Here is a 26,734-nt window from a genome sequence, read left to right on the forward strand (position 1 = left end):
TTTAGTGTTCATTGTTGCTTGGAGTGCAGGTGCTCGACTCCTGCGGGAATAGCAGATGTTTTTCTGCACCGAAAGCGAAGCGGCAGGTGCATGAGCCTTGAGACCCCGCAGGTAGCGAAGCGAACGAGGAGGCTCAAGCCATGCCCGCGGAAAGCGAGCGCCGGAACGGAAATCAACAACTCGTTGAATGGATTACTATCTTTAATTTACTTTTATAGATATTACTCTTGACTAGAGGTAAGAAAGCGTCCGCCTGCAGCGGAAATCAACCTGTTTATGGCATAAAAAAAATTTCTATAAAAAAGTCACTCTCTACTGAATGTGACTCCTTTTCGCAAAAAATTTTTAACCACTATTTAAAAGCTCTTCAGCTTCTGCGAGAGCTTTACCTTAACATCCGAGAGCACATCTTTTTCCCCTTTATAATCCTGCTAACCTCATTGTATCTCTTGCAATCATTATTTCTTCGTTCGTTGGAATGACAATTACTTTTACCGGAGAATGAACCCTTGATATGACAACATTTCTAAGTATTCTTAACCCAATTATACCATTTCGGTTGTGATTGCTCCACGTTTTGAAAAAATGGTTATGATTTCTTTTTTATGTCTTGTACTCTAAGGGAACGAGCATAATTCATAACAAAAAAGAGCCTAACATACGTTAGACTCTACATTGTATCAAAAAAAATTAGTTGAACTAATTCTTCTTTACTAATCCACCAAAATACTTTGGTATATCAATAGGCTCTAGTACTTCGTTAATCGATTGTTTACTATATGTCTTGCCTGTTAGAAGTTGTTCGAATTATTCCATGTCACCGACACCAACAAGAGAGTCTCCTTCTACTACGTTCTTTCGTTTATTACCTTTACGCTATTATACAATATGAATGTAATATCATTAAATTAGTCATACTTTCTGCTAGTTCTTGCACAGGACTCCATTCCTTTTTTAAGGATTCTTCAAAGATAATCGAGTCCAGCAATCTCCTTATGCAAATGACGTTTGGAAGAAGTAGCATGAGCAACTAAGAAAAGCGTGTACACTTCTTCTTTGGATTGGAACCATTCTGACAGGTTTTTCATACAACCACTCCTATACTGTATTATATACGATTAGTATAAACCCCGATAGACCATATAGCGAAAAACCGAAGGTATGTCCCTGTCTTTTTTCCTTTCTTTACCCTCCCCTTACCCACCTTGTTTTGAATTAATTCGAATTAATTTAATCCATTCGAAGGTATTCAATAAATTCGTATTTATTATGGTTAGTGTGGGGGGGTTCGGCGGTTGCTGGAGAGCGGATCGATCGGTTAAGTGGTAGAGGTTCGGGTGGAGTAATAGGTCTATAAGGGAGGGGAAAAGAGCGAGAGAAGTGACAAGAGATAAAGTACGCAGAGCAAGACCAGGAGCAGCAGAACGGAACATAGGTGCGAATAGAATGACTATATGGTCCATCGAGGTATCTATTATATGGTTGTTTTGCGTTGTCTAGAGTTTGTCCTTTGGCGACATAGAAGTGTTTAATAAAGATTGACATTACCCACGTATTAGAGCACCCCGAACTTGCATTTCCTCTACGTTCTTCAAAAAAACCCCGAATTGCTACACTTTTTCTAAAGTGTCTACAATTCGGGGTTCAGCTCATTTATCATAAACTATCTATCTTTTTTTGAAATATGGGCTTTGTTAAACTATAAATTATTACATTAATTCATCTTCATTAACTTTACGTCCATATGCTCGGTAAAATTCCGTATCTTCATTATCAATTTCAAACTTTGTAATCCAGTTCTTTTCTTTGAAAATCTTTAAAATCCTGGTGTTAATTTCGTTAACTTCAATCCTTGGTCGTTTTCTTTCAAATAAACCCAAAAATTCGCTCATTTGTAACGTCGTAAGATTCTCTCTTGCTTGTGTTTCATTCAAATTTGGTAGGGACATCAAAAACAATTCTTTTTTTACATCCATCTCTAGAACATTTGAACTTAGAAGGTCTGAAAGAAGTTTAAAATCAATTGAATACTGATTATCTATTATATGTCTTACATATCTTATTGAAATGTCACATATAATTTTTTTAACGGCGACACTTTCATTTGAGTAATCACTGAGCAAAAACTCTATATCAGCTACATCGAAGTTGTCTTTTAAAATATGCTGTTTAACTAAATCAGAATATCCTTTTTGCTTAATCGTTAATTTTTCTGTTGTAAATTCCAACAATTTAATTTTGTTTGGTTCATCCACGTTTTCATCTAACACTGAAATCATTTCGTCAAAAACATAGTTTTCTGAGTTAATTATTTTAATGTATTCAGAGAAATTATGAGTAATGAAATGCATCAAATTCTCTGGATATATCTCTCTTATAAATAATAGATTTGATTCAGTCATTATAATAATATTGAGTTTGATAAGAATTGAAAACTTCTCGTATTCAATGTCAGAGTATAGAAACGAGTTAAAATTAGTATTTGAAGTCTTCAAAATAGACTCATACCTTTCGTTAGATAACTCGTTGCATAAAACTACTGCCTTAACAAAATCACTTTTGGATTTTTCACCAAATGGAGTATATATTGAGCTGTTTGTATTAAGTCTAAAATTAATACTTGAACTATTGATAAATTCAATTAAATACGTATCTATCACATTTCCGTTTTTAAAGAAATAGTTTAATATATTAATCTCCGTGTAGTTTACTAGTTTTTCTTGTAATAGGTATTTCCATAATTCTGCATTAATTACCTTCTCTATATTATCTAATTTAGTTTGCAGATAGCCAATATACTTTATCTTATAATCTGGTTTAATGTTAACATGGTTGAGTATTGTCAATGTAGCAGATTCTTCGTCTGTTATATCCTCATTAGAGTTTTCAAGATTGACTCTCATATACTCATTCATATTTCTATTTACATATTGTAATAAAGGTTCATCCTCTTTTGAACTAATCAAAGTATAATTTTTATTATAAAAGTCATTGCTTTTGTTCAAGCCATAAACTTTTATTAAGAATAATTCAATGAGTTCAAATGTAATCAGATATAAATTGTTCTTATATACAGCTGCAAAAAGTTCCTTGTTTGATACTTCATAATCAATCCATTCAAATTTAACTCCAATCTTAGTGAACCCATCTATCAGAACGTCGATATTTGGATTAATTATGTCTAAGAAATTAGGACTCTCAGATATAAATTTTGTTAAACTATTTCTATCATTAAGAGCTAAAATATCATCAACCGAAGAATTATATAATGTATGGATGACATATTGTTTTTTCTGTTCATAACTTAGATTACTTACACTAAAAATATCGTCAAAAATTCTTGGCCATATTTTGTTTAATGCTTCTATAAACAAAACAGTTTCTCTCTGTGTTTCCAAAAACTCAGTAATAAATTTGAAATTCTTTGTCCTTTTTAACTGTTCGAGGAAACTAATAAAATATTTTTCATTAATATTTCTTGTATTTAACAGATGACACAACAGGTCAAAGTTTAGGATTTCTATCTGCTCAAAATCGATAAGTTGTAATCTAGAAAGAACTACCTTTGGATTTATTAACGAATATGAGTAATCCTTTGGCATTTGATCAGTTATACTAAGGAGAAAATTCTTATCTATTCGATTTAGACTGTTTTCATAAAAATATGTCATATAATCAGGATATGTTTCATCAATATATCCATTTCGAATTAAGTATTTAATTAAAGGAAAATATGGACTCCCCTTTATTTCTTTATAATCGTTTTTTACTCCAATCTGATTAATAAAGTTGACGCTAAAAATGTTATCAATATTGTCTTTTGTAATAATGCTACGTAATCGACTATTTTGTATTATAGTTCTTTGCTTTTGTAATGTTTGTAATTCACTTTTCAACTCTTCAATTTGATTATCAACATTTCTTTCTATTGCTTCTTTCCGCTTAATATATTCTGGGTTTTGAAGAAGTTCCTCAAGATCTGGTTGTAAACTTATAAGCCTACTACTATAATTTTCTTGTATTTGGACACTATCAGGGTTTTCCTTTATAGCTTTAACCAAATCAGCTCGTGTTTTAAAATTCGAAATATCAATTCCTGAAGCATTGTTTATTCGATAATTTGATAACAAGTAGACCGCATCAAGTTCATTAATAGATTCAAGTTTTTCAACATTTGATAGGTCCAGCTTCTCTTCAACTTCTTTAATTTGATGGTTAATACTTTCAAACTCTTCCTTTAATAATTCCGTTTTACTTTCAAACAAAGTATGAACATATCCCATGCTCAGTTGTAAATCACTAAAATCTCTTGGAAATATATTTTTATAAGTAATTATTGCTAGGAGCCTATTTTTGTTTAATTCTATTGATTGTACAAGGTTATTGTATATAATAAATTCGTTATATATGTTCTTTAGAATTCTCATGTCATCAATATATAATGACAAACCTTTGAGAAAAACCTCGTCGAATAACTCAATAATCTCCCCTTCCACAAAATGTTCAATAAATTTATCATGTGAATTAGAGCTATCAATGACTGGAACAACCGGTATTATGAAATCAAAAAACTTTGTTCGATCTTTTGAAATGAAAATATCATCCCTTAATAAATATATGAAGCGAATCGGTGTTTTCTCGTCTTTGCTTTTTTTATTGTTAATCAGAGTATTAATTTCCCTCAGTTTTTCGAATATTTGATTCACATTATACCTGTCAATATCCTCGAAAATTATTACATCGACATCTGAGTTTTCAAAAATATACAATACTTCATTGAGATACTTATCAAAGTAAGATTCATTTGTTTCTTGAAAGATCTCAATCTCATTTCCCTGTAAATTTAGTCTCTTAAATATATTTTTGTTCTTTTGAGTTGTAATTATGGAGTATATCGTTATTCCAAAGATAATAGAGCATAAAATGCCACTAACCAACAATAGTTCACTAACTGTAGTCCACATCAAAATATTTTTTACCCATTCTATTTCCATTGATGAAACATAATTGCTCCAGCTGTTAAAAAACACTATATATGCTATTAGAATTAAAAATAACGATATAAATAGTGTGCTTTTTATAGTCCCTTTATCAGATACATTTTGCTTCACTTTAAAGTTGGTCTTTGGGATTTTGTTTGGATCAATTTGGTGAATGAGCTGGTTGAGAATCTTTCCCTCTAAAACTACTTCATCATAAGTCGGAATATCTGTACTTTCGGGTGATTCGAAGTGAGCTAGAGAAATATGTAAAAATTTTTTATCTGTATATTCACTCTTATATGTTTCTATTAAGCTGCTTTTACCAGAACTATACGGGCCAGATATTGCAATATTTTTAAGATCATCATTTGCAAAAACGAAATTCAATGCGTCTTCATAAATATTTAAGTCGGAATTATTAATAGGTGTTAACTTTTGAAAATGGTATTCTTTTTTATCCATTACATAACCTTCTTTTCAAGTATTATCCTAAATAAGCTGTTTTCAAAGTCTTCTCACACCTAGCTATTTTCTACATAAATAAAACATTCAACAAAATAGAAATAATTACTTTATACATTTAGACAAATAAACGACTGCTCCAATAATCCTATTTGCCTCCTACTTCATGCTTTCTCAGATCTACTTAGAAACTAGCTTTCGGTATTCCATTTAATTTAATAATATCTATTTCTAAACCTCGCTTTAAGAAACTGTGTTTTTTCGTTTAACTGCCACTCAATAAATCTTCTTGCGTCCTCATGTGTAACATTAGTCATATACTTACGAACACCAAAACAACGCTCAAAATCATTGAATAGTTTTTTATAGCTTTCTATTGTAAGACTTGCCCGACCTTCTAACGTTTTAATACTTATGATTAACTCTCTACCTTCTAACCATGTTAAACCTTTGCCTGTTGATGATGTTCTTCTTTTTTTCATAATACATCCTCCTAGAGTTGTAATCATAACCCTCAGAAAGTTGTACATATCAAATATCGGTAATGATTGCACGAGAGAAAATAATCATAACCAGTTTAGATTTTAAAGATTAGTCTAATCGTTCAAACCCTTTATAATCCTGCTAACCTCATTGTATCTCTTGCAATCATTATTTCTTCGTTCGTTGGGATGACAATTACTTTTACAGGAGAATGAGGATAATTTATAAATATTTCTTTACCGTTTAGCTTATTTAAATCATGATCCAAATAAACCCCCATAAATTGTAGACCACTTAAAACTTTTTTTCGAATAACTTCACTATTTTCTCCAATTCCTGCAGTAAAAATTATGGCATCTACGCCATTCATCCGAGCTGCATAAGAACCTATATATTTATGGATACGATTTGTAAATACGTCAAGTGCTAACTGAGCTCGTTCATTTCCCTTGGATGCCTCTGTTACAATTTCACGTAGATCACTTGAAAATCCAGAAACGCCTAGCATGCCAGATTTTTTATTTAAAACATCTAATACTTCTTCTGCACTTTTCTCTGTTTTTTCCATTAAGTATGGAATTAAAGCAGGATCTAAATTCCCAGATCTTGTCCCCATCGTTACTCCAGCAAGAGGTGTAAAGCCCATGGATGTGTCAATAGATTTTCCTCGATGTATAGCCGCAATACTTGCTCCATTTCCAAGGTGACAGGATATAAATCTAGTCGTTTCTATTGGTCGGTTTAATAACTCTGCTGCCCGGTAAGCAACATACTTATGTGAAGTCCCGTGAAAACCATATTTACGAATTCCATACTTCTCATAATAATCATATGGTATGGAATATAAGTACGAACTTTCCGGCATCGTTTGATGAAATGCTGTATCAAAAACAGCTACCGCAGGAACATTCGGTAATTCTTTTGAAAACTCGCGAATACCGGTAATATTTGCAGGATTATGTAATGGGGCAAGCTCAGAAAGCTCTTCTAATTTTTTCATTACTTTTTCTGTTATTAATACTGAATCACTATACACTTCTCCACCATGTACTACACGGTGTCCTACTCCTTGTATGTCATTTAAAGAGTGAATAACTCCTTTATCAACTAACTGATTCATCAAAAGTTTTACGGCTTGTGTATGGTTTTCCACTTGTTCTATTAATTGTATTCGTTCATTTTGCGTCGTCATTGTAAAAATAGGATTGCTTAAGCCAATTCGTTCTATTAATCCTTTTGCAATAACATTTTCTTCTGGCATTTTCAACAATTGAAATTTTAAAGATGAACTACCGGCATTAATCGCTAAAATATTTACCATAAAAAAACGCCCCTTCCATCCTTTCACTTAATTTAGCCGGTGTATGACCGCTGGTAGATTAAGTGAAACTAGTACTTTAATTGTACTAATCACAGTAGGGGCGAGCAACTATCATCTTGAATTTTCTTCTTGCCATATATCTACTTTTTTAAAGAACAACTCCATCGCTTCCCGATTCGACATATTTGGAACTTTTGCAAGTAATACTTCCCTCGGTGCTTTTAAATCTTCGCTTTTCTTTTGAAGAATGAGTAAACTCTTCTCCTGCCCTTTTGTTTTGAAGATATTAGATGGAAACTGTATTACTGCCTGAATCCAGCCATTATCTTTCAAAAATTTATGAAGGTTTGGTGCTTGTTTTGATTCAAAAATAGTGTCTGGAACTAAAAAGTATAAGTATCCACCAGGTTTTACATGATTCATCGATTGTTCGATAAATAAATGATGTGCATAAGACATTTCACCTTCACTTTGAAGAAAATATTCACTTGCAGTTTCCTCATCTGGATAATATCCTACAGGTAAATCACTTACAACAATGTCAACTGGATCGATTAATAATGGTTTTAAGGCATCCTGTCTAAATAATTGAATATCACAACTTAATAGCTCACCTGTTTGGGCTGCCAATTGAATTAATAAATCGTCTATTTCAACACCAAAAGCATGATTCTCACTAGATAATGCATTCATAATTGTATAGAGTAAATTACCAGTTCCTAAAGCTGGATCTAAAATTGCATGCTCTTTTTTTTCTTTCATCATTTTCTTAACAAAATAAGATACTAACAAGCCAATTGCATCTGGTGTCATTTGATGGTTAACTTGTGCTGATTTTTTCATCCCTTTTAGAATTGCAAGTTGTACTGCTTTTCTAATTTGCTCGTTATCAGGGTTTGTCACTAAGGGTGCTTTTTTATCTGTTATCCATAATTCAAGTGCGTAAATAACGCCTTCTAAATATGTCACAGACTCCTGTTCTTCTATAAAACTACTTTCTTGATCAATAAACGTAAAAATTTTCTCCACATTTGTATGCATAATTATCCCTCAAATTAAAACCCACTCTTTAATTAGAGTGGGTTTTATTGTTTTATTTGTTCGTTAACTCTTTAACTGCTTCTAATGCTTTTTCGTAGTCTGGATGATCTGTTCCTTCGCTTACATATTCAACATAAGTAACTACGTCATTTTTATCAACTACAAAAATGGAACGAGCTAGTAAACGCAATTCTTTCATCACCACGCCATATGCTTCTCCGAAAGAAAGATCGCGATGATCCGATAATGTCTGAATTGCATCTGCAGCATTAGCTCCACACCAACGCTTTTGAGCAAAAGGTAAGTCAACGGAGATAGTCAAAATTACTACATCCTCACCGAGACTAGCAGCACTTTGATTGAATTTATTTGTTTGTGTTGAACAAACACCAGTATCTAGAGAAGGGACTACACTAATTAAACGAACTTTCCCAGCAGAATCTTGAAGTGTTACTGCCGATAAATCGTTTGCTAAAACTGTAAAGTTTGGTGCTTTCTCTCCAACTACCACTTCTTTACCAACTAATGTAATAGGATTATTTTTAAATGTTACTTGTGCCATAATATGTAGCCTCCTTTTTCAATATCTTCATCTTACTAGAATGTGTTCTGCTCTTGCAACTCTTTTGCCATTGCTGTACGTTCGTATCCATTTTTTTCTATCTTGTCGTAAACTTCTTCATGAACTACAAAAGTATCTGCGATCATATCATGGATTGCCTGATTTCTCTCTGTAAACGCAATAACAAGATAAGGAAGATTAAATGGGATAACAGAAATTATGCGGCCAATCCACTCCCTGAATAGAATTGTACTCCATGTAAGGTTTCCATTATCCTTCGATATAACTCGAATGCCAAAAATCATTTTTCCTATTGTTTGATTGAAAAATTTTGTCATCAGTACAAAATAGGCGTAAAAAAGAATCGATGTTATTAACGTAAATGGTGCATACCAGGTAGGATCGTTTATTTCTAATGAAAACAAACGAAAAATGGGCTTTATTAGTAACATTCCAATAGAGGATAAGATTAATAGATCCGAAAAATATGCCCAAAAACGAATCCAAAAACCAGCTGGTTTCAGTTCAAATTGTTCAATTGGTTTTATGTCTATTTGCTGGGTTGGCAATTCATTCGGTTGTACATTATTTTCTTCCGTCTGTATAATTTCACTCATCATTTACCCTCCTTATCTATCACCATATAAATACATCATTCGTGGTGCACTATTGTCTGCAATAAGTTTACCGATTAATTTTGATTCCATATCTATCCCTAGGAAAGATTGTGCTTTCAGAGCAAAAAGGGAGGAAAGACTTTGTGAGTAGCCATATTCAATTACTTCCGCATCCTCTAATTTTTGATCTTTCTTAATCGCTTGAATAACATCATCCAAATATCCAACGTCATCTGCAAGACCAGCTGCAATAGCTTGACGCCCACTCATAATTCTACCGTCTGCAACTTTCTTCACTTCTGCAACTGTCATATGACGACCTTGCGCAACGATATCAACAAAATCCTCATACGATTCGTTTAACATAACTTGTAACATATTTCTTTCTTCTTCTGTCATATCTCTAGTTGGACTCATGATATCTTTATAAGGACCAGATTTTATAGTTACAAACTCTACTCCGTATTTTTCTGCCAATTTTCCATAATTGATGCTATGCATGATAACACCAATAGAACCTGTAATTGTTTCTTTATTCACAAAGATTTTATCTGCAGGTGCCGAAATATAGTAACCCCCTGATGCTGCCATACTTCCCATAGAAACATAGATTGGCTTTGAAGTTTCGTCTTGAATCTCTTTAATTTTTTTATATATTTGTGCAGATTCGACTACTCCGCCACCAGGTGAGTTCACTTGTAAAACTATAGCTTTTATTGTATCGTCTTCTTTCACCTGATCTAATTGTTGCAAAAAGAATTGGTGATTATAACTTTCTGTTCCAAAAATAGAGGATGCACTACCGGTATCCTGAATCGTACCATCAACTGTTAATACTGCTACTCTGTTATCCATATCTCCATCTTCTAATACAGTTTCATAGAAATCAGAATTTGAAATAGATGCAAATTCATCCATTAAAGAAGTCCAATCTGTAGAAAACATAGTTGATATTGTGTTTACAAAAATTGATATTACCAATAAAATGGATGCTCCTAAAATAGCAAACCAACGTTTCTTATTCATATTGTTGTTCCTCCTTTTGTTCTCTCATAACATACGATAAAAATCCCTAAACGTTTCATGAAATGGTAAAATAAATATTATAAATATAGTGAAGCTAGGCAATAAATAATTTTAATCTTTTTATCCTTAATTCTACTGGAAGGAATATCGATTATGACATCCAAAAACGCAATATATCTTTTTGCTAAAAATGACATAGATACTTTACAAAAAAAAGATCATTTAACAAATGTAATAAAACAGTACGGCTTTCAAGTTGTTGAACACCATGATGAAGCCTCTATAATTGTAAGTATTGGTTCAGACGGATCATTTTTACAAGCAGTTCGCAAGACAGGATTCCGCCAGGATTGTCTCTATGCCGGAATATCAACTACAGGCCTACTAAGTATGTATTGTGACTTTTTAATAGAAGACATTCACGAAATGGCAGAAGCAGTATTGCATAATAAAATTGAAGTTCGGAAGTACCCTTTGCTCGAACTATCGGTCAATCAACAACCTAAATTTTATTGCTTAAATGAGTTCACCATTCGTTCAAATATCATTAAAACTTTTGTATTGGACATAATAATTGACCACAAACTGTTTGAGACATTTAGAGGAGACGGGATCGTTATTTCAACTCCGACTGGTAGCTCCGCTTACAATAAGTCACTTAATGGAGCTATAGTAGACCCATTACTTCCATGTATTCAAGTAACAGAAATTGCTTCCATGAACAATAATGAATACAGAACACTAGGTTCTCCCTTCATTTTAAGTGGTAGTAGAACTCTTGAACTTAGACTCCATAAAGACTGGAATGACTATCCATCGATGAGCACAGACAACGAAGCATTAAGTATTCAACATGTAGAGACTGTGTCTATCGCATTAAGTAATCAAGTTGTAAAAACAGTAAAATTGAAAAATAATAGCTATTGGGAAAAAGTAAAGCGATCTTTTTTATAGAACACAGGTAGGCTGAGAACTACCTGTGTTTTCTTACTTCCACAATTTTAGAAAAAGTAAATAAAATTAATGCTGTCCAAATAAATGAAAATGATATAAACTCAATTTTGCTAAATTTTTCATCATATACAAAAATGCCGACTAGGAGCATAATTGTTGGAGCAAAATATTGAATAAATCCTGACATATAAAGAGGCATCGTTTTCGTTCCTTTTGCAAACAATACGAGTGGGACTGCGGTTGCAACACCAGTTAATGCAAGCAAAATCATTGTTTGAGCATTTGATTGGAAGAAAACTGCTTGATCAGTCATCAATAAATAAACAAAATAAATAAGTGCTATAGGAAGAACAAACATTGTTTCTAATGTTAAGCCACGTAAAGGATCTATCGTTAAGCTTTTTTTAATCAAACCATAAAAAGCAAATGTCAAAGCTAACGTAACAGCAATCCATGGAATCTCTCCATAAGATATTGTAAGAATGATTACTCCAGCTGCTGCAATAGCTACTGAAAGTTGTTGTGCCCAAGATAGTTTTTCTTTTAAAAAGATAATTCCTAGAAGTACAGATAACAGTGGGTTGATGTAATATCCTAAACTCGTTTGTACTATGTATCCCGCATTTACTGCGTATATGTAAGTAAACCAATTTCCTGTTACTAAGTACGAAGCAAGAACTAGACTCCAAAAAGCCTTTTTATTCTTCCAAAGTTCCTTTAAATCACTGATTAACGTTCCAAATTTTCTACTTAAGATAACTACTAAAAATGTAAAAATAAATGACCATATTACTCGACTCGAAAGTATCTCATCACTCGAAACACTTGCCAATAGCTTCCAATAAATCGGCATAAATCCCCAAAATATATAAGCAATTGCTACTATAATTATTCCCTGTTTCTCTTCTTTCTGCAAAGCTTCACCCCATTTGTTTGTGCCAGAAAATACAAGCATCATTATATTCCCTTACTTCACTAAAGTAAACAAAAAATCTTTTCAACATGTAAAAACACGAAAAACATTTTTTGTTCTTCGTGTCTTGATATTTCTTATTTTTTCAATTTTTCTTGTTCTCTTAGTTCAATTCTTCTTATTTTACCAGAAGTTGTTTTCGGTAATTCTTTGATAAATTGTATTTCGCGAGGATACTTATACGGAGCAGTCAGTGATTTAACATGCTCTTGAAGTTCTTTTACTAATTCCTCTGAACCTTGTATGGATGAATCACGTAAAACGACGAATGCTTTTACAATTGCTCCTCGAAGTTCATGAGGACTTCCAACTACGGCACATTCTTGTACAGCTGGATGTTTTGTAAGCGCATCTTCCACTTCAAATGGTCCAATTGTGTAACCAGAACTTATTATGATATCGTCCCCTCTACCTTCGAACCAAAAATAACCATCTTCGTCTTTTTTCGCTTGATCTCCAGTAATATAGTAATCACCTCTAAATTGCATTGAAGTTCTTTCAGGGTCCTTTAAATATTCTTTAAAAAGAGCAGGTGTCTCTATATGCACTGCAATATCTCCAACCTCACCTGGAGCACACACTTCTCCAAGATCATTAATGATTTCTACTCTATTTCCTGGTGTTGGTTTTCCCATTGAACCTAATCTTGTTTCCATTCCTTTCATCGTGCCGACAAGCAAAGTGTTTTCTGTTTGACCATAACCATCTCTGACTTCCAAACTAAACAATCTATTAAAAGTTTCAATGACTTCTCTGTTTAACGGTTCACCTGCAGATACAGCACTATGAAGGGAGGATAGATTATATTCTGATAATCCTTCTGTTTTAGCCATTATTCTATATTCCGTTGGTGTGCAGCAAAGCACATTTACTTTTTTCTCTTGAATCTTATTTAAATATGTTTTCGGTTCAAATTTTCCACTGTACACATAACCAATTGCACCACTCCCTAACGTTGCAAGGAAAGGGCTCCAAATCCACTTTTGCCATCCAGGACTAGCAGTTGCCCAAACTATGTCTCCTTCCTGAATTCCAAGCCAATTAGGGCCAGAGGTACGCAAATGTGCAAAAGCCCATCCATGTGTATGTACTACACCTTTTGGATTTCCAGTAGTGCCACTTGTGTATGACAGAAATGCCATATCACCTTTTCGTGTAGCGACAGTTTGAAACTGATCGGATTCCCCATTCATTTCATTTGTAAGAGAAGTCCATTTCCCATTTCCTTCACCAATAACTAGTAATAATTTTTCATCTATATGTTGAACGCCATCAAACTGATCCAAAAATGGTTCATATGCGATGACAGCTTTCGCTTCACTATGCTCCAGACGATATTCAATATCTTTTGCTCGAAGCATTTCAGAGCTTGGAATAACTACAAGGCCCGCTTTTAGTGCACCAATATAAACTTCATATGCTTCTATTAGTCGAGGAACCATAATTAATACGACATCGCCTTTTTGAAGACCTTTTTTGGTAAATACATTTGCCACTCTATTTGCTCTTAGCATTAACTCTTTATATGTACACGTCTTATTTTCATCTTTATCCGATTCCCAAATGAGAGCAATCTTTTCTTCTTCAGAACTATATTTTTCAAATTCAGTAACTAAGTTATAGTTGTTTGGTGCTATCAAATTTTGTTTATTCATCTTAACTCCTCCTCGTCCTTACATCTCAATTATAAATTAAATAGTCAGATTTTTAAATATAAATAAAAATTTCTGTTTTTTTAAAAGATCTCAAACTCCCTTTAAGTGCATCTTGTCTTTCACCAATTCCCAAGTGCTTTAAAGGACCTTTTAAATGTACTAGGCGATGAACTGCTTCATGAAGGACGACAAAGGGCTTGATCTTATTGTTTTTTTACTTTTACTGTACACAGTATATCAGTGGGCAGATAATTAGAATTGGTGGAAACTGAAAAAAATAGATAGTATCCATTAATAAGGAAGCGCTGTGCGGACGAAATTGTATCTTCGTTCGCTTTTAAAAGAATAGGAAAGGATTTATTCTTACATTATCCAAACCTGATGCACCATGTCTCCATAATTCAAGAGGTCGACGGACAAACATCCGCCACAAGATGACCGAAAAAAATGGCTCGTGAAGTGACGCAGTCACTTCACGAGCTAAATTACTACGGTAATAGTGTAGCCACTGTTTTGTCCAAAGTACTCCGGAATGGGTGATGACCATGTGCACTTAAAGAACGCTTGCATTTTTCTTATGATGTGAAGTTGTTGGTAATACTGAATTCCTAGCACGTCAAATTTATTTATTTTCTTTTAAATAGAAAAATCGGTAGCCTAAGCTACCGATTTTTTTTCTTATTTGCTGTATCCACTCATTTGGGATTGAGCCTGTTGCACTAATCGCTTAGTAATTTCTCCGCCGACGGATCCGTTGGCACGCGATGATGCATCTGGTCCAAGTTGTACTCCAAACTCTTGAGCAATTTCATATTTCATTTGATCAATAGCTTGTTTTACTCCTGGTACTAAAAGTTGATTTGAAGTGTTGTTTGCCATAATTATCACCTCCTTGTGAAATTAGAATGCTCGTTTTCGAGCAATCCATACACTAAGGGATGAGGTATATTTTGTTATTTTTTATAAAAGATTTTCAAAGTTATTGTTTTTCTTGTTTGGGAATGAAAACACTTCTCTATTTTTAACCGCATCATTTATTAATTCATCAAAGTCTTTAAAGCTTTCATAGTACTCCACTTTTTCAAGCTTAGGCTTCGTTTTCGGACAAGATGAAGTAAATATTGTGCAGCAATCCTCAAATGGTAATATGGACGTTTCATAAGTTCCAATCTTTCGTGCAATATCGATGATTTCAAGTTTATCAAATGAAATTAAAGGTCTAAAAACAGGTGTAGTTGAAACAGCATTAATAGCTGTTAGGCTTTCCAGTGTTTGGCTAGCCACTTGTCCTAAACTTTCTCCCGTAACGATTCCTAACGCTCCAATTTCTTCTCTAACAATATCTGCGATTTTCATCATCATTCTTCTTGTAGTTGTCATTGATACGTTGTCTGGAATTTGTGATTGAATGCTTTGCTGAATTTCCGTAAATGGAATGACATGCAGTCTCACCGTTGCTCCAAAATGACTCAACTGATTAGCTAAATCCATCACTTTTTCTTTTGAACGTTCACTTGTAAAGGGTGGACTATGGAAATGGATTGCGTCTAAACGTACTCCACGTTTTAATAACATATAACCTGCTACCGGACTATCGATTCCTCCCGAAAGCATTAATAAGGAGCGACCATTTGAACCTAAAGGCATACCGCCAGCTCCTGGAATAACTTCAGCCATCATATAAACAGCATCAGTTAATACCTCAATACGCAAATCAATTTCCGGCTCTTTCATTTTTACTTTCAAGCTAGGAAATTGTTTTAGTACATGACTTGCAACTGTACGCTGTAATTCGTAAGTATCTAAAGGAAATCTTTTATCCGTTCTTTTTACTGTAACTCTAAATGACTTATCTTGGTTGTCTAAACTCGCAATAATTTTCAATGCCGTTGCTTGTATATCATCCATTTCCTGAGAACATGAAGCAACTGGACTAAATGATTGTATACCGAATATTTTCGGTAATCTCTTAATAAGTTGTTGTATTTCATTATCATCTTTTGAAGTTAAAAACATTCGATCTCTTTCTGCTGTCATTTTAAAATTTTGCAAGTCCATAAAAGAAAACTTTATATTATTTCGAAGTTGCGTGATAAATGCTTTTCTATTTTTACCTTTCGTTGATAATTCACCATATCTAACTAATATTTTTTCCCATTTCATCTTTTTTAATCTCCTTTTATTACGTTCATTACTTTTGTAAATATTCTTTTAAATTGCTGAACTTCTTCCGGTGTATTCATATAAGAAAAGCTTAGTCGGATAACACCTTTGATATAATCATCTTCTAAATGCATTGCTTTTAACACATGACTTGTTTGTGTTTGTTTGGATGAACATGCACTGCTCGTGGAGACGATTACGTCTTCTTTTTGCAGTGCATTAATAAATACTTCTCCTTTTACTCCTCGGACTGAAAAAGAAACAATATGGGGAGCTTTTATTTCCGGGGAAATGATTTTTATAGATGAAAATTTCTTTAAAAAAGTAGTAACTTCTTCTGACATTTTCAATATGCTTTCCATATGAGTATTTAAATTGGCATTTGCTATTCTTATTGCTTTTGCTGTACATACAGATAATGGTACAGGTGTCGTACCACTTCGAACTCCTGATTCCTGACCTCCTCCAAAAAGAATAGGAGTAATCTCTATAGTACTTTTTAAAGCAAGAAGACCGGATCCTTTTAATCCATGAATTTTATGAGACGAAATAGTTATTGCATCTACATATTGTTCATCAAAGTTTACGACCATTTTCCCAAAGCTTTGGACCGCATCCATATGAAAAACTGCACGGCTTTTTGATTTTATAAGTGAAGCTATTTCATTAATAGGCTGAATGGCACCAGTTTCGTTATTTACATGCATTACACTCACTAACACTGTATCGTGACGAAGAAGCGAATCCAATTCTTCTAACTTAATATAGCCTTCTTTATTCACCGGGATTAATTCTACAATAAATCCTTGTTTTTGGAGCATTTTAGCAGCTTCGATTATTGAAGGATGTTCAATTGCGGAAATAAGTACATGATTTCCACGATGCTTGTATTTATTAGCTAAACCAAATATAGCTAAATTATTCGACTCTGTCCCTCCTGAAGTAAAATATACTTTTTCATCAACTGTTTTTAATACATCAGCAACTTGTTTTCTAGCGGATTGTAACAATTCGTCTGTTTGGTGTCCGAACTCATGTATGGAAGAAGGATTCGCCCAATACTGTTCGTTTACCGTTACAAATGTATCGATTATTTCTTTTAGTGCTTTCGTAGTAGAACTGTTATCAAAATAAATCATGTTCCATTAACTCCTTTTCGGAAAAAAACCACCTTCACAATTTTAGTGAGGTGGTTCACATTTGTATACACAACATAAATACTAAAATAGATATATCTCCAGATTATCTGAAAACGTTACTCATTCGAGGAAATCTTAGTTATTATAATCAGGTTATGTACGTAGTGTATCTTCTTTCACAAGTACTTCAATCTTTTTTAAAGCACCTGGTTCAACCTCTTCTACCGCAGTAGCCGCGTCCTCCAGAGCTTTTGCATATCTTAGTTGTCTAAATGCCTCTTCAGCTTCTAATAAACGCATATGAACATTTGGATGATTTGCTCGATAACGGTTACCATATTGGATAATCTTTTCGGTTAATAACACATTTTCAAGCATTTCCTTTGCTTTTTGATGCACTTCCTCCATACAAGCCTCAGCTTGAGACAAATAATTATCCACTAATAGCATATTTAATGGAACTTCTTGAAGGCTTTGCATAGCAACGTAAATATGTTCTTCTGCTTCTTCAAGACGAACATCCATCTCTTCTGGAATACCTGGTATGTTCGCTTTCTGTAACATACGATCTGTTTCATGCAATAAGTTTTTCAAGTCATCTAGCTTAGCACGTGCTTTATTTTCATCAATTCTTAGATTTTTTAATCGATTTGCAAAACGGTCTTGCTCATCATATAAGCGATCAATTTCTTCTGATATCTCATTTAGCTCTTCTTGCAAACTTGAATAAGCAGATTGTTCTTCCTCGACACGAGTGGAAAGTAGTTCAAATTTCTTTTGCAATACTTCCAGTTCTTTTAAACAACTTTGTGGAATTTCTGCTTCTTTTTCAGGTAATCGGTAGCTTTGTTGCACAAAAGCTGCTTCTTCACTAATAGCACGAGTAACTGAAGTAACTTCTTTTAAACGGTAAGCAGTTTTTTCTTTATGTAAATCTACGTATTTTTTAGCAATTACTTCTTTTTCCAATAAATCATAGAAGGATTCAATTTCATCTTTGATTTCTTCTACCCTGGTAATTGCTTTACTCACATTTAGTTCAATAATTTCAGCTTTTAACTCAGTCAATTCTTCCTCAATCGCATCTAATTTTGCAGACATTTCAAGATGTTGCAAGTAGTAGGAGCTCTCTTCCATTTCTTTTTGTCCACTTCTTAATTCATGGATACTTCCTGGAATTTTATGTTGAATTTCTGAAAGTGCTGTTGGTATTTCATGTAAAATGCGAAAAAACTTTTGTCCATCATTTTGAACAGAAATAACAATCTCTCTTGCGCTTAAATAGTTCCCTGTCTCTGTCAATTTATCAAATTCTTCAAAATGTGGAATAAAGGACTCTAATTTTGTCTCTAATGCTGGAACCGCATCTCCAAATGAATGCTGATGTGCTAGTACCGTTTTTCTAGCAGCACGATGTTGCTCTTTTAACTGTTCCATCTCAATTCGATTTTTCTCTTCACTGCCTATTAAATCTTCTAATTCCTTTAAAATACTCGACATTTTCTCATCACATGTAGTAATTAAAGACTGAATTTCTTTTTCAACTTTAGAAGCTTTGAAGAAAAGAAATTTATCGACATTTTCTTCTACATCAAACAATAGAACATCGATTTTAGGCATTAAAACATCCATTACTTCCGTCCAAGTATTTCTCCATCTTTCAAACATCTCTTCTGTTTGACCATTCATATTCAATTGCTTTACTTTTGTCATCTCTTCTAAAATAGGTTTGTTTTGAATTTGATGCTTTTCATGCTCTAACCGCTCAATTTCTGAATTATGTTTTCGTCTTATTATAAACGCAAAAATTGCAATGATTAAAAGTATAATAATCACTGGGATGATATACTTCATCGTAAGCCCCCTGTTCCAAGATCAAAAGTTCTTATTCAAATGTTACTATATATATTACCATGCTTTATATGTTATTGTTTCATAAAACAATAGAAAAGCAATGAATTCTTTGAAATATTTGTATTTCGATGACGTGGAGGTTGATTTTTTGAAAAAAGATGGTCATATCCATACACCTTACTGTCCTCATGGAACGCTTGACTCTTTTCAATTATATATTGAAAAAGCAATCCAAAATGGATTTCACGAAATAACTTTTACAGAGCATGCCCCATTACCTAGAAGTTTCATCGATCCTACTCCGCAACAAGATAGCGGAATGAATTTAAACAAGCTCGAATCTTATTTAAACACTCTAGATGATTTGAAAAAACAATATAGAAAAGATATTATTATTTCATCTGGGTTAGAGATAGACTTTATATCAGGATTTGAACATGAGACTATATCTTTTCTAAATACTTATGGACAATATTTAGATGATTCTATTTTATCCGTACATTTTTTACAATTTCAAAACACATATACTTGTATCGACTTCTCTCCAAAAAACTATATAGAATTTGTAGAAAAAGTAGGAAATCCAGTCTCTGTGTATAAATTGTATTATAAAACACTAATGGATTCAATAAAGAGTGATCTAGGAAGCTATAAACCAAAACGAATCGGTCATATAACACTTGTACATAAATTTCAGCATGCATTATCCGAAAAAGTTGATGATAAGGAAGAAATTGTTTCTATATTAAAAGAAATAAAAAATCAACATCTCCAACTTGACGTAAATAGTGCAGGTCTTGCCAAACCGTATTGTTTGGAAAGCTATCCATCTCCTCCATACATTTTAATGGCAAAACAATTAGAAATCCCCTTAGTGTTCGGTTCAGATGCCCATCAAGTAAGTGATTTACATCAGTTCTATAATGAACTAAATAAATATATTGAGAATGGAGAATAAAAAATGTTTACACAAACAACCTATTCCGAAGACCTATCAGCAAATTACGTCATGTTATCTAAGCAATTAGATGCGTTATTGACTGGTGAAAAAAATGCTATAGCAAATCTAAGTAACGCATCCGCATTACTAAATCAATTTTTTGACCAAATTAATTGGGTTGGCTTCTATCTAATGGAAGACGGTGAATTAGTATTAGGTCCATTTCAAGGATTACCTGCTTGCGTAAGAATCCCTCTTGGTAGAGGTGTTTGTGGCACAGCTGCAAAAACAAAAGAAACCGTCATTGTTCCAGATGTTCACGCATTTCCAGGACATATAGCATGTGATGCAGCTTCACAATCGGAAATCGTTGTACCTATTGTTAGGAATGGAGAACTTTTAGGTGTACTAGACATAGACAGTCCTATTAAAGAACGCTTTTCAGAGCAAGATAAAGAAGGCTTAGAGCAATTCGTTCAAGTTTTAATTAAACATATTTAAGAAAAACAGAAGGAGAAATTTTCCTTCTGTTTTTTCATAATCAAGACTTATGGACCTTTGTAATGGTAAGATATTTATAAAGTTTGTAAGAGGAGTGAGGGCTTTGTCTTGGATTGAAACTATTTCGATTTCTTCAACTTTACTAATTGTATTTCTTGTTATCGTACCTATTACAGTTGTTATTTTTCTTTACCTTTACGACCGAAAACAGAAGCAGCATGCAATACTACGTAATTATCCGATTTTAGGGCGAATGCGCTATATATTAGAGAAAGCTGGTCCAGAGCTTAGACAATATCTATTCGATAATGATAACGGAGGAGAACCCTTCAACCGCGAAGAATATTTGCATATGGTTATGCCGGGAAAATATTTGAACAGCATAATTGGTTTTGGTTCGAAACGTAATTTTAATGAAGCCGGCTATTTTATTCGAAACGCAATGTTTACGAAACAAAATGAGGAAATGCGAGTCGACAACGCAGTCATTGTTGATACAAAGCGTTATATTGTCGATGAAGATAATTTATTTTCACGTAAAGAGCATTTGGAGGATGTCCCAGCTTTATCTTGGTTATTACCTGAAGAAGATGCGATTATAATCGGTCCTAATTGTGAGCATCCTTTCCACGTTCGTAGTATGCTCGGACAATCTGCAATGAGTTACGGTGCACTAGGAGAAAATGCAATTACTGCTTTATCGAAAGGTATTGGCATGGCCAAAGGAGCCTGGATGAATACAGGAGAAGGTGGCTTATCCAAACATCATCTAGCTGGTGACGCAGATATCATCGCGCAAATTGGATCAGGATTATTCGGTTTCCGTACGGAAGATGGAGAATTTAGTTGGGAACGGCTTCGTGAGAAAGCGGAAATTCCACAAGTGAAAGCATTCGAACTGAAGTTAGCGCAAGGAGCAAAAATGCGCGGTGGACACGTAGAAGGCGAGAAAGTGACAGAAGAAATAGCAGCTATTCGGAACGTTACTCCATATAAAACGATTAATAGCCCAAATCGTTTTCATCAATTTGATGACTATCCTACTTTGTTCGAATTTATCGATAAAATTCGGCACCATACTGGAAAGCCAGTTGGCATAAAGGTAGTAATCGGTAGCAAGCAAGATGCAGAAGAACTTGCGTCATTCATGCTCGAAACTGGTACCGGACCAGATCATATATCTCTCGATGGTGGCGAAGGCGGTTCTGGAGCGACATATCAAGATCTTGCAGATAGTGTGGGTTTACCACTTCGATCGTCCCTTATTCTTCTTGACGATGCATTAAAAAAATTCGGAGTGAGAGATCGAGTGAAGGTTATCGCCTCTGGTAAAATTACAACGCCGGATCGTGCGGCGATTGCTTTAGCAATGGGAGCCGATCTTGTTCAAATTGCACGAGGTTTTATGATATCGGTAGGTTGTATTATGGCACATAAATGCCATACGAATACTTGTCCAGCAGGTGTTGCTACTACAGATAAGAAGTTGCAACAAGGACTTGTTGTAGAAGAAAAGAAATATCGTGTGACTAATTATATTTTGACAATGCGTGAAGGACTTTTCCGTATAGCGGCTGCAGCTGGTCTTGATTCGCCAACAAAGCTTGATAGACAGCATGTTGTGTACAAAGATGATCGCGGAAGAGTATTCACTATAGATTAATAAATATACCGTTCTCTCATAAGTGGAGAACGGTATTTTATTTTCTATCTAGTACACTGCTTAAATTGGGAAAAGTAATTGTTTGTCAGCAAGTGGGAGAATGAACTTTAAAGCTTTGAAAAAGCTTGCTTTAAATCCTCTATTAAATCTTTAGAGTTTTCTAGTCCTACAGAAAGTCTTAGCAATCCATCAGTGATGCCCATTTCTAATCTTTCTTTTTCTGGCACGACATAATGAGTCATCGTTGCAGGATGCTGAATTAGTGTTTCGGCATCTCCTAGACTTACAGCAATTTTAATTAAATTTAACTCGTTCATTAGCTTTTGAGCATTTTTCATCCCACCTTTAACGGTAAATGAAATTAGTCCCCCGCCAGCTTTCATTTGTTTCTTCGCAATTTCGAATTGAGGATTGTTCTCATCAAATGGATAGTAAATATTTTCTACCATAGAGCATGTTTGTAAAAAAGAGAAAATATCTGATGCATTTTTCGTATGACGTTCCATCCGTACGTGTAAAGTTTTTAGACCTCTGATTAGTAACCATGCATCAAATGGAGAAATTATACCACCAAAATCTTTTTGGATGGACAGACGTATTCCCTTTATTTCCTCTTTCTTCTTTCCAACTAGAATTCCCGCAATAACATCTCCATGCCCATTAATATATTTTGTTGCACTATGCAATACGAAATCTGCTCCTAATTCTAATGGGTTTTGCAAATAAGGTGATGAAAATGTATTATCTACTACTACAGAAATACCATGTTTTTTTGCAATCTTTGTTATTAATGCAATATCCACTATCTCCATTGTTGGATTAATAGGAGTCTCAATATAAATACAAACCGTATTCGGTTTAATAGCTGCTTCAATCTCTTCTTCTGTTGCTAGTGTTGAAAGGTCATGTGAAATATTATACTTATCCTTTAAAATATTTAAAAAACCAAATGTACAACCATATATACCCCGAGTACAAAGAATATGATCTCCAGACTTAGTTAAATGAACTAGAATAGTACTTACAGCTGCCATTCCTGAACCAAACGCTAGTGCTCCTTCTCCATATTCCAGTGAAGCCATTCGTTCTTCCAAGACACGGACCGTTGGGTTTCCCAATCTCGAATAAATACCCCCGGTTTCTTCTCCTGCGAACCTTCTAGCCCCTTGTTCAGCCGTTTCAAATGCAAATGTGGAAGTCTGATACAGTGGTACCGATAGACTATCGTGATGATTAACAGAACTATACCCTTTATGAATATATATTGTTTCTTTTTGATAATTTTCTTTATCCACTTCACATACACCCCTTTTGTTGTAAACGCTTACATTTAGTTTACACGTAATGAAACAAAAAGAAAAGGCACTCATCCTTTTAAAGATGAGATGCCTCATAAATACTTAATTGATTTTTCCCATTATTCTTAGCTTCATATAATGCTATATCTGCACAATGGAAGAGATCATGGAAAGATAAATTATTTTCTTTTTCCCAAACACTTACTCCCATAGATACTGTTACACTCGGATTTGTATATTTCGGTATTTGGGCTATTATTTGGTTAGATTCCTCTATACCTTGCGAGATGGTCATTTGGGAGAAGTATATGGCAAGTTCTTCTCCTCCCCATCTAGCTCCAATTCCAATTCCATCCGTTCGTTTTTGAATAATAGAAGCGATTTGTTTTAATATGTCATCTCCTACTTGATGACCATGAGAGTCATTCACTTGTTTAAAATTATCAATATCCAAAAGTATGAAGATACCTCGGTCCTCATTTTCCATCGAGGTTTCCACAAATTTGTCTAGATATTTTCGAGCATAAAGATTTGTTAAATGATCACGATTTACCATTTCTTGTAACTTATTACGTAAAGTAGAATTACTTATTGCGAGAGAGGAATGTTGAATTAACGATTGCATTAATTTAAAACTATCAAATGAAAAAAAATATGGTTCTCTGTGTAGCACAATACTAAATCCTGTAATTTGATTTTGCTCTTTTAACGGAATTGCAACAAGAGAACGATATTCATATTTTATATCTGCAAGCCGATTGAAATCTGCAATAAAAAGAGGTTCCTTCATTTTAAGGAAATGATTAGCCACATGATGAATGTATAGTTGACCATCAATAGTATGAAAAAACTCTGAACTCACGGAAGAAATTTGGTATTCTTCCTCTTCTCCTAAAAGGACAAAACAAATTTGTTCCGGGTGAAAAGATTTAATTAATTGATTTCGTAAAAATAATAACATATCCTCAAGTGATAGGTTCATATTGAGCTTATGTGAAGTTTCATTAATTAATTGTAAATCTGCTACCAATCGATGTGATTGTACATACAATTTTGCGTTTTCTAATGCATTTCCTGTAGCAGAAGCAAGCAATGAGGCAAATTCCTTTTGTCTTACTGAAAACAAATAGTCAAATGGCGTTGACATTTGCATAATACCATATATACCTTGCTTACCTTTTATAGGAACATTCAATAACCGCACTCCTAAGTCTGCCGCTAGTTCAGTTGTAATCTCACCTGAAACATAAGCTTCTATAGTTGCCGGTCTTTCTGATGTGTAATCAAATAGTTTATAAGGGACAGATGTCTTTCGTTCTTGGTCATTTGATAAAATTAAAATCGAGTGGAAGTTCGGAAATGCATCTTGTACAGCATTTAATGTTCCTTCTAATATTTGTCCAATATCTAGAGTTGAGTGAAACATTTTTGTTACATTAAATAGATTTCTATACTGATGCTCCTGGTGAGTTAAGAAGATTGTTTTCTTAAGCATTTGCACTAATTTACTAATAATATTTATAAAATCATTTACTTCTGCCGTGCAAGAGAATTCTTCCCACTTTTCCGTTGACTCCATAATAAGTAAACCTAATGGCTGTTCTTCCAAGTCTCTTAAGAGTATGGATACTTCTCCATTTATGAGATGATTTTTTTGTAGAAATGGAATACTTGCAAAGCTTTTTTCGTAGAAAAACGCTTCAATTTCCTTCCATCTGATAGCATTTAATTTTTTTATCAATGAGTGGTTCCCTTTTAACTGTAAAAATGTATCAGTATCGAAAATATAATAGTTTGCTATTTCGATATTAAAAAACTCTAAAAGTACTGTTTTTAAATCTTCAAACCAATTAAAACTTGAATCTTGAGTGAATGCATTTTCACTCCAAATGTCTAATATACGACTTTTCAATTGTTCTAATATAGTATCTTTTATCATTAAAACACCTCTTAGCTTTCCAAGAGTGAATACATTACTTTTATCACATACATCTATACTTCTATTTGACTATACTTCTCATAATTTGTCAATTGAATTCCTATTACAAAAGTGCAAAGCGACCTTTAAGAGCACCTCGTTCTTTACTAATTTCGGAGTGCTTTGGACGAAACAGTTCCTCGCGATTCATGGTCTAAAAAATGAGGAACCTTTATTCACAGAGGAACAATTGAATGAATAATATTGACTTTGTTCGCTTCAAAAGTTACAATAAACTTTGTGTAAAATAAATGCAGCAGTTGTATGGTCTAGAATGTTCATTTTGTTCCTCTATTTTATAGAATAGATGGTGTATCCTGTAACCCTTTGGCTGCATGGGCGATGATACATGAAAATAAAATGTCTACTAGTTTGGATACATCTGGTCTTATTTTACAACAAAATAAAACCAATAAAAGGAGGAGTCACTCATGGCTCGCTATACAGGTCCAGCATGGAAATTATCACGTCGTCTTGGTATCTCACTAAGTGGTACTGGTAAAGAATTAGAAAAACGCGCATATGCACCAGGACAACACGGTCCTAACCAACGCAAAAAATTAACAGAATACGGTCTTCAATTACAAGAGAAACAAAAACTTCGTCACACTTATGGTGTAAACGAACGTCAATTCCGTACTCTTTTTGACAAAGCTGGTAAAATGCAAGGTAAACATGGTGAAAACTTCATGATCCTTCTTGAAACTCGCTTAGATAACATTGTTTACCGTTTAGGTCTTGCTCGCACTCGTCGTGGAGCTCGTCAATTAGTAAACCATGGCCACGTAATGGTTGATGGTAAACGTGTTGATATTCCTTCATTCCGTTTAAAAGCAGGTCAAGAAATTTCTCTTCGTGAAAAATCTCAAAACCTTGATGTAGTAAACGAATCAATCGAAGTGAACAACTTCGTACCAGATTACTTATCATTTGATGCAGATAAAAAAGTTGGTACTTTCGTTCGTCTTCCAGAGCGCAGCGAACTTTCTGCTGAAATTAACGAAGCTCTTATCGTTGAGTTCTACTCTCGTTAATAGCTATACTCTGCAAAGAGTATTATGCCCTAAAACCTTGTTAGTTCAAGGTTTTAGGGTTTTTTTATTTTTATCCTACCACTCAAGT

21 protein-coding genes and 1 pseudogene are annotated in these 26,734 nt (G+C 33.9%); 5 read left to right on the plus strand and 17 right to left on the minus strand.

Translation table 11 applies throughout. The annotated features are described in order from the left end of the window. Positions 1-699: 699 nt before the first annotated feature. The 9 genes and pseudogenes from ACFVR1_RS16460 to sppA all read right to left on the minus strand — a co-directional run. Positions 700-795 (minus strand): annotated as a pseudogene (locus ACFVR1_RS16460) (hypothetical protein); the annotation flags it as partial. Positions 796-965: 170 nt separating this feature from the next. Further along, the gene (locus ACFVR1_RS16465) at positions 966-1,088 is read right to left on the minus strand and encodes a hypothetical protein (RefSeq protein ID WP_387585578.1); all 123 of its coding nucleotides are present in this window, start codon (positions 1,086-1,088) and stop codon (positions 966-968) included. Between the two features lie 621 nt (positions 1,089-1,709). Then, positions 1,710-5,444, minus strand: coding sequence for a YobI family P-loop NTPase (locus tag ACFVR1_RS16470; RefSeq protein ID WP_387585580.1), 3,735 nt, complete (start codon positions 5,442-5,444; stop codon positions 1,710-1,712). A 215-nt stretch (positions 5,445-5,659) separates the two neighbouring features. Continuing rightward, a complete protein-coding gene (locus tag ACFVR1_RS16475) occupies positions 5,660-5,926 on the minus strand; it encodes a hypothetical protein (RefSeq protein ID WP_387585581.1) in 267 nt (88 codons plus the stop codon). Between the two features lie 131 nt (positions 5,927-6,057). Continuing rightward, on the minus strand, positions 6,058-7,248 hold the full coding sequence (locus ACFVR1_RS16480; RefSeq protein ID WP_387585583.1) for an acetate kinase: 1,191 nt from the start codon (positions 7,246-7,248) through the stop codon (positions 6,058-6,060). A gap of 111 nt (positions 7,249-7,359) precedes the next feature. Then, the gene (locus ACFVR1_RS16485; protein WP_387585584.1) at positions 7,360-8,289 is read right to left on the minus strand and encodes a class I SAM-dependent methyltransferase; all 930 of its coding nucleotides are present in this window, start codon (positions 8,287-8,289) and stop codon (positions 7,360-7,362) included. A 52-nt stretch (positions 8,290-8,341) separates the two neighbouring features. Beyond that, positions 8,342-8,851, minus strand: coding sequence for a thiol peroxidase (gene tpx / locus ACFVR1_RS16490; protein WP_387585585.1), 510 nt, complete (start codon positions 8,849-8,851; stop codon positions 8,342-8,344). A 35-nt stretch (positions 8,852-8,886) separates the two neighbouring features. Continuing rightward, positions 8,887-9,468: an RDD family protein gene (locus tag ACFVR1_RS16495; protein ID WP_387585587.1), complete on the minus strand. Its 582-nt coding sequence runs from the start codon at positions 9,466-9,468 to the stop codon at positions 8,887-8,889. 12 nt (positions 9,469-9,480) lie between these two features. Beyond that, positions 9,481-10,494, minus strand: a complete 1,014-nt coding sequence (sppA, locus tag ACFVR1_RS16500) for a signal peptide peptidase SppA (protein ID WP_387585588.1) — start codon at positions 10,492-10,494, stop codon at positions 9,481-9,483. A 153-nt stretch (positions 10,495-10,647) separates the two neighbouring features. Here sppA and ACFVR1_RS16505 point away from each other — a divergent pair, with 153 nt between their 5' ends. Further along, a complete protein-coding gene (locus tag ACFVR1_RS16505) occupies positions 10,648-11,448 on the plus strand; it encodes an NAD kinase (RefSeq protein ID WP_387585590.1) in 801 nt (266 codons plus the stop codon). 19 nt (positions 11,449-11,467) lie between these two features. Here the strand turns inward: ACFVR1_RS16505 and rarD are convergent, their stop codons facing one another. The 6 genes from rarD to ezrA form a co-directional block, all read right to left on the minus strand. Continuing rightward, positions 11,468-12,406, minus strand: coding sequence for an EamA family transporter RarD (gene rarD / locus ACFVR1_RS16510; protein WP_387585591.1), 939 nt, complete (start codon positions 12,404-12,406; stop codon positions 11,468-11,470). 92 nt (positions 12,407-12,498) lie between these two features. Continuing rightward, entirely contained in the window at positions 12,499-14,076 is a 1,578-nt protein-coding gene (mbcS, locus tag ACFVR1_RS16515) for an acyl-CoA synthetase MbcS (RefSeq protein ID WP_387585593.1), read from the minus strand. A gap of 678 nt (positions 14,077-14,754) precedes the next feature. Further along, the gene (locus ACFVR1_RS16520) at positions 14,755-14,955 is read right to left on the minus strand and encodes an alpha/beta-type small acid-soluble spore protein (protein ID WP_387585594.1); all 201 of its coding nucleotides are present in this window, start codon (positions 14,953-14,955) and stop codon (positions 14,755-14,757) included. A gap of 81 nt (positions 14,956-15,036) precedes the next feature. Continuing rightward, positions 15,037-16,239, minus strand: coding sequence for a tRNA uracil 4-sulfurtransferase ThiI (gene thiI / locus ACFVR1_RS16525; protein ID WP_387585595.1), 1,203 nt, complete (start codon positions 16,237-16,239; stop codon positions 15,037-15,039). A gap of 5 nt (positions 16,240-16,244) precedes the next feature. Further along, the gene (locus ACFVR1_RS16530; RefSeq protein WP_387585597.1) at positions 16,245-17,378 is read right to left on the minus strand and encodes a cysteine desulfurase family protein; all 1,134 of its coding nucleotides are present in this window, start codon (positions 17,376-17,378) and stop codon (positions 16,245-16,247) included. 153 nt (positions 17,379-17,531) lie between these two features. Further along, positions 17,532-19,232 carry a septation ring formation regulator EzrA gene (ezrA, locus tag ACFVR1_RS16535; RefSeq protein WP_387585599.1) on the minus strand — a complete coding sequence of 567 codons (1,701 nt, stop codon included), beginning with the start codon at positions 19,230-19,232 and terminating at the stop codon, positions 17,532-17,534. A 148-nt stretch (positions 19,233-19,380) separates the two neighbouring features. Here ezrA and hisJ point away from each other — a divergent pair, with 148 nt between their 5' ends. The 3 genes from hisJ (at position 19,381) to ACFVR1_RS16550 (ending at position 22,336) form a co-directional block, all read left to right on the plus strand. Continuing rightward, entirely contained in the window at positions 19,381-20,190 is an 810-nt protein-coding gene (hisJ, locus tag ACFVR1_RS16540; RefSeq protein ID WP_387585601.1) for a histidinol-phosphatase HisJ, read from the plus strand. A 3-nt stretch (positions 20,191-20,193) separates the two neighbouring features. After that, on the plus strand, positions 20,194-20,673 hold the full coding sequence (locus ACFVR1_RS16545; RefSeq protein ID WP_387585602.1) for a GAF domain-containing protein: 480 nt from the start codon (positions 20,194-20,196) through the stop codon (positions 20,671-20,673). A 103-nt stretch (positions 20,674-20,776) separates the two neighbouring features. Beyond that, positions 20,777-22,336, plus strand: a complete 1,560-nt coding sequence (locus ACFVR1_RS16550; RefSeq protein WP_387585604.1) for an FMN-binding glutamate synthase family protein — start codon at positions 20,777-20,779, stop codon at positions 22,334-22,336. A 107-nt stretch (positions 22,337-22,443) separates the two neighbouring features. Here the strand turns inward: ACFVR1_RS16550 and megL are convergent, their stop codons facing one another. Then, positions 22,444-23,631, minus strand: coding sequence for a methionine gamma-lyase (gene megL / locus ACFVR1_RS16555; protein ID WP_387585605.1), 1,188 nt, complete (start codon positions 23,629-23,631; stop codon positions 22,444-22,446). A 79-nt stretch (positions 23,632-23,710) separates the two neighbouring features. Continuing rightward, positions 23,711-25,573, minus strand: a complete 1,863-nt coding sequence (locus ACFVR1_RS16560; RefSeq protein ID WP_387585607.1) for a sensor domain-containing diguanylate cyclase — start codon at positions 25,571-25,573, stop codon at positions 23,711-23,713. 470 nt (positions 25,574-26,043) lie between these two features. Here ACFVR1_RS16560 and rpsD point away from each other — a divergent pair, with 470 nt between their 5' ends. Beyond that, entirely contained in the window at positions 26,044-26,646 is a 603-nt protein-coding gene (gene rpsD / locus ACFVR1_RS16565) for a 30S ribosomal protein S4 (protein ID WP_387585609.1), read from the plus strand. The last annotated feature ends 88 nt before the right edge of the window (positions 26,647-26,734 follow it).

It is taken from the genome of Psychrobacillus sp. NPDC058041, from assembly GCF_042885655.1.
In the GTDB taxonomy this organism is placed as follows: Bacteria; Bacillota; Bacilli; order Bacillales_A; family Planococcaceae; genus Psychrobacillus.

Coding starts and splice junctions, on each gene's coding strand:
- ACFVR1_RS16520 (WP_387585594.1), bottom strand. CDS start 14,955: ATGGCAAACAACACTTCAAATCAACTTTTAGTACCAGGAGTAAAACAA.
- thiI (WP_387585595.1), bottom strand. CDS start 16,239: ATGAAATGGGAAAAAATATTAGTTAGATATGGTGAATTATCAACGAAA.
- ACFVR1_RS16475 (WP_387585581.1), bottom strand. CDS start 5,926: ATGAAAAAAAGAAGAACATCATCAACAGGCAAAGGTTTAACATGGTTA.
- mbcS (WP_387585593.1), bottom strand. CDS start 14,076: ATGAATAAACAAAATTTGATAGCACCAAACAACTATAACTTAGTTACT.
- ACFVR1_RS16495 (WP_387585587.1), bottom strand. CDS start 9,468: ATGAGTGAAATTATACAGACGGAAGAAAATAATGTACAACCGAATGAA.
- ACFVR1_RS16470 (WP_387585580.1), bottom strand. CDS start 5,444: ATGGATAAAAAAGAATACCATTTTCAAAAGTTAACACCTATTAATAAT.
- ACFVR1_RS16480 (WP_387585583.1), bottom strand. CDS start 7,248: ATGGTAAATATTTTAGCGATTAATGCCGGTAGTTCATCTTTAAAATTT.
- ACFVR1_RS16465 (WP_387585578.1), bottom strand. CDS start 1,088: ATGAAAAACCTGTCAGAATGGTTCCAATCCAAAGAAGAAGTGTACACG.
- ezrA (WP_387585599.1), bottom strand. CDS start 19,232: ATGAAGTATATCATCCCAGTGATTATTATACTTTTAATCATTGCAATT.
- ACFVR1_RS16530 (WP_387585597.1), bottom strand. CDS start 17,378: ATGATTTATTTTGATAACAGTTCTACTACGAAAGCACTAAAAGAAATA.
- ACFVR1_RS16505 (WP_387585590.1), top strand. CDS start 10,648: ATGACATCCAAAAACGCAATATATCTTTTTGCTAAAAATGACATAGAT.
- ACFVR1_RS16560 (WP_387585607.1), bottom strand. CDS start 25,573: ATGATAAAAGATACTATATTAGAACAATTGAAAAGTCGTATATTAGAC.
- sppA (WP_387585588.1), bottom strand. CDS start 10,494: ATGAATAAGAAACGTTGGTTTGCTATTTTAGGAGCATCCATTTTATTG.
- rpsD (WP_387585609.1), top strand. CDS start 26,044: ATGGCTCGCTATACAGGTCCAGCATGGAAATTATCACGTCGTCTTGGT.
- ACFVR1_RS16545 (WP_387585602.1), top strand. CDS start 20,194: ATGTTTACACAAACAACCTATTCCGAAGACCTATCAGCAAATTACGTC.
- rarD (WP_387585591.1), bottom strand. CDS start 12,406: ATGATGCTTGTATTTTCTGGCACAAACAAATGGGGTGAAGCTTTGCAG.
- ACFVR1_RS16485 (WP_387585584.1), bottom strand. CDS start 8,289: ATGCATACAAATGTGGAGAAAATTTTTACGTTTATTGATCAAGAAAGT.
- tpx (WP_387585585.1), bottom strand. CDS start 8,851: ATGGCACAAGTAACATTTAAAAATAATCCTATTACATTAGTTGGTAAA.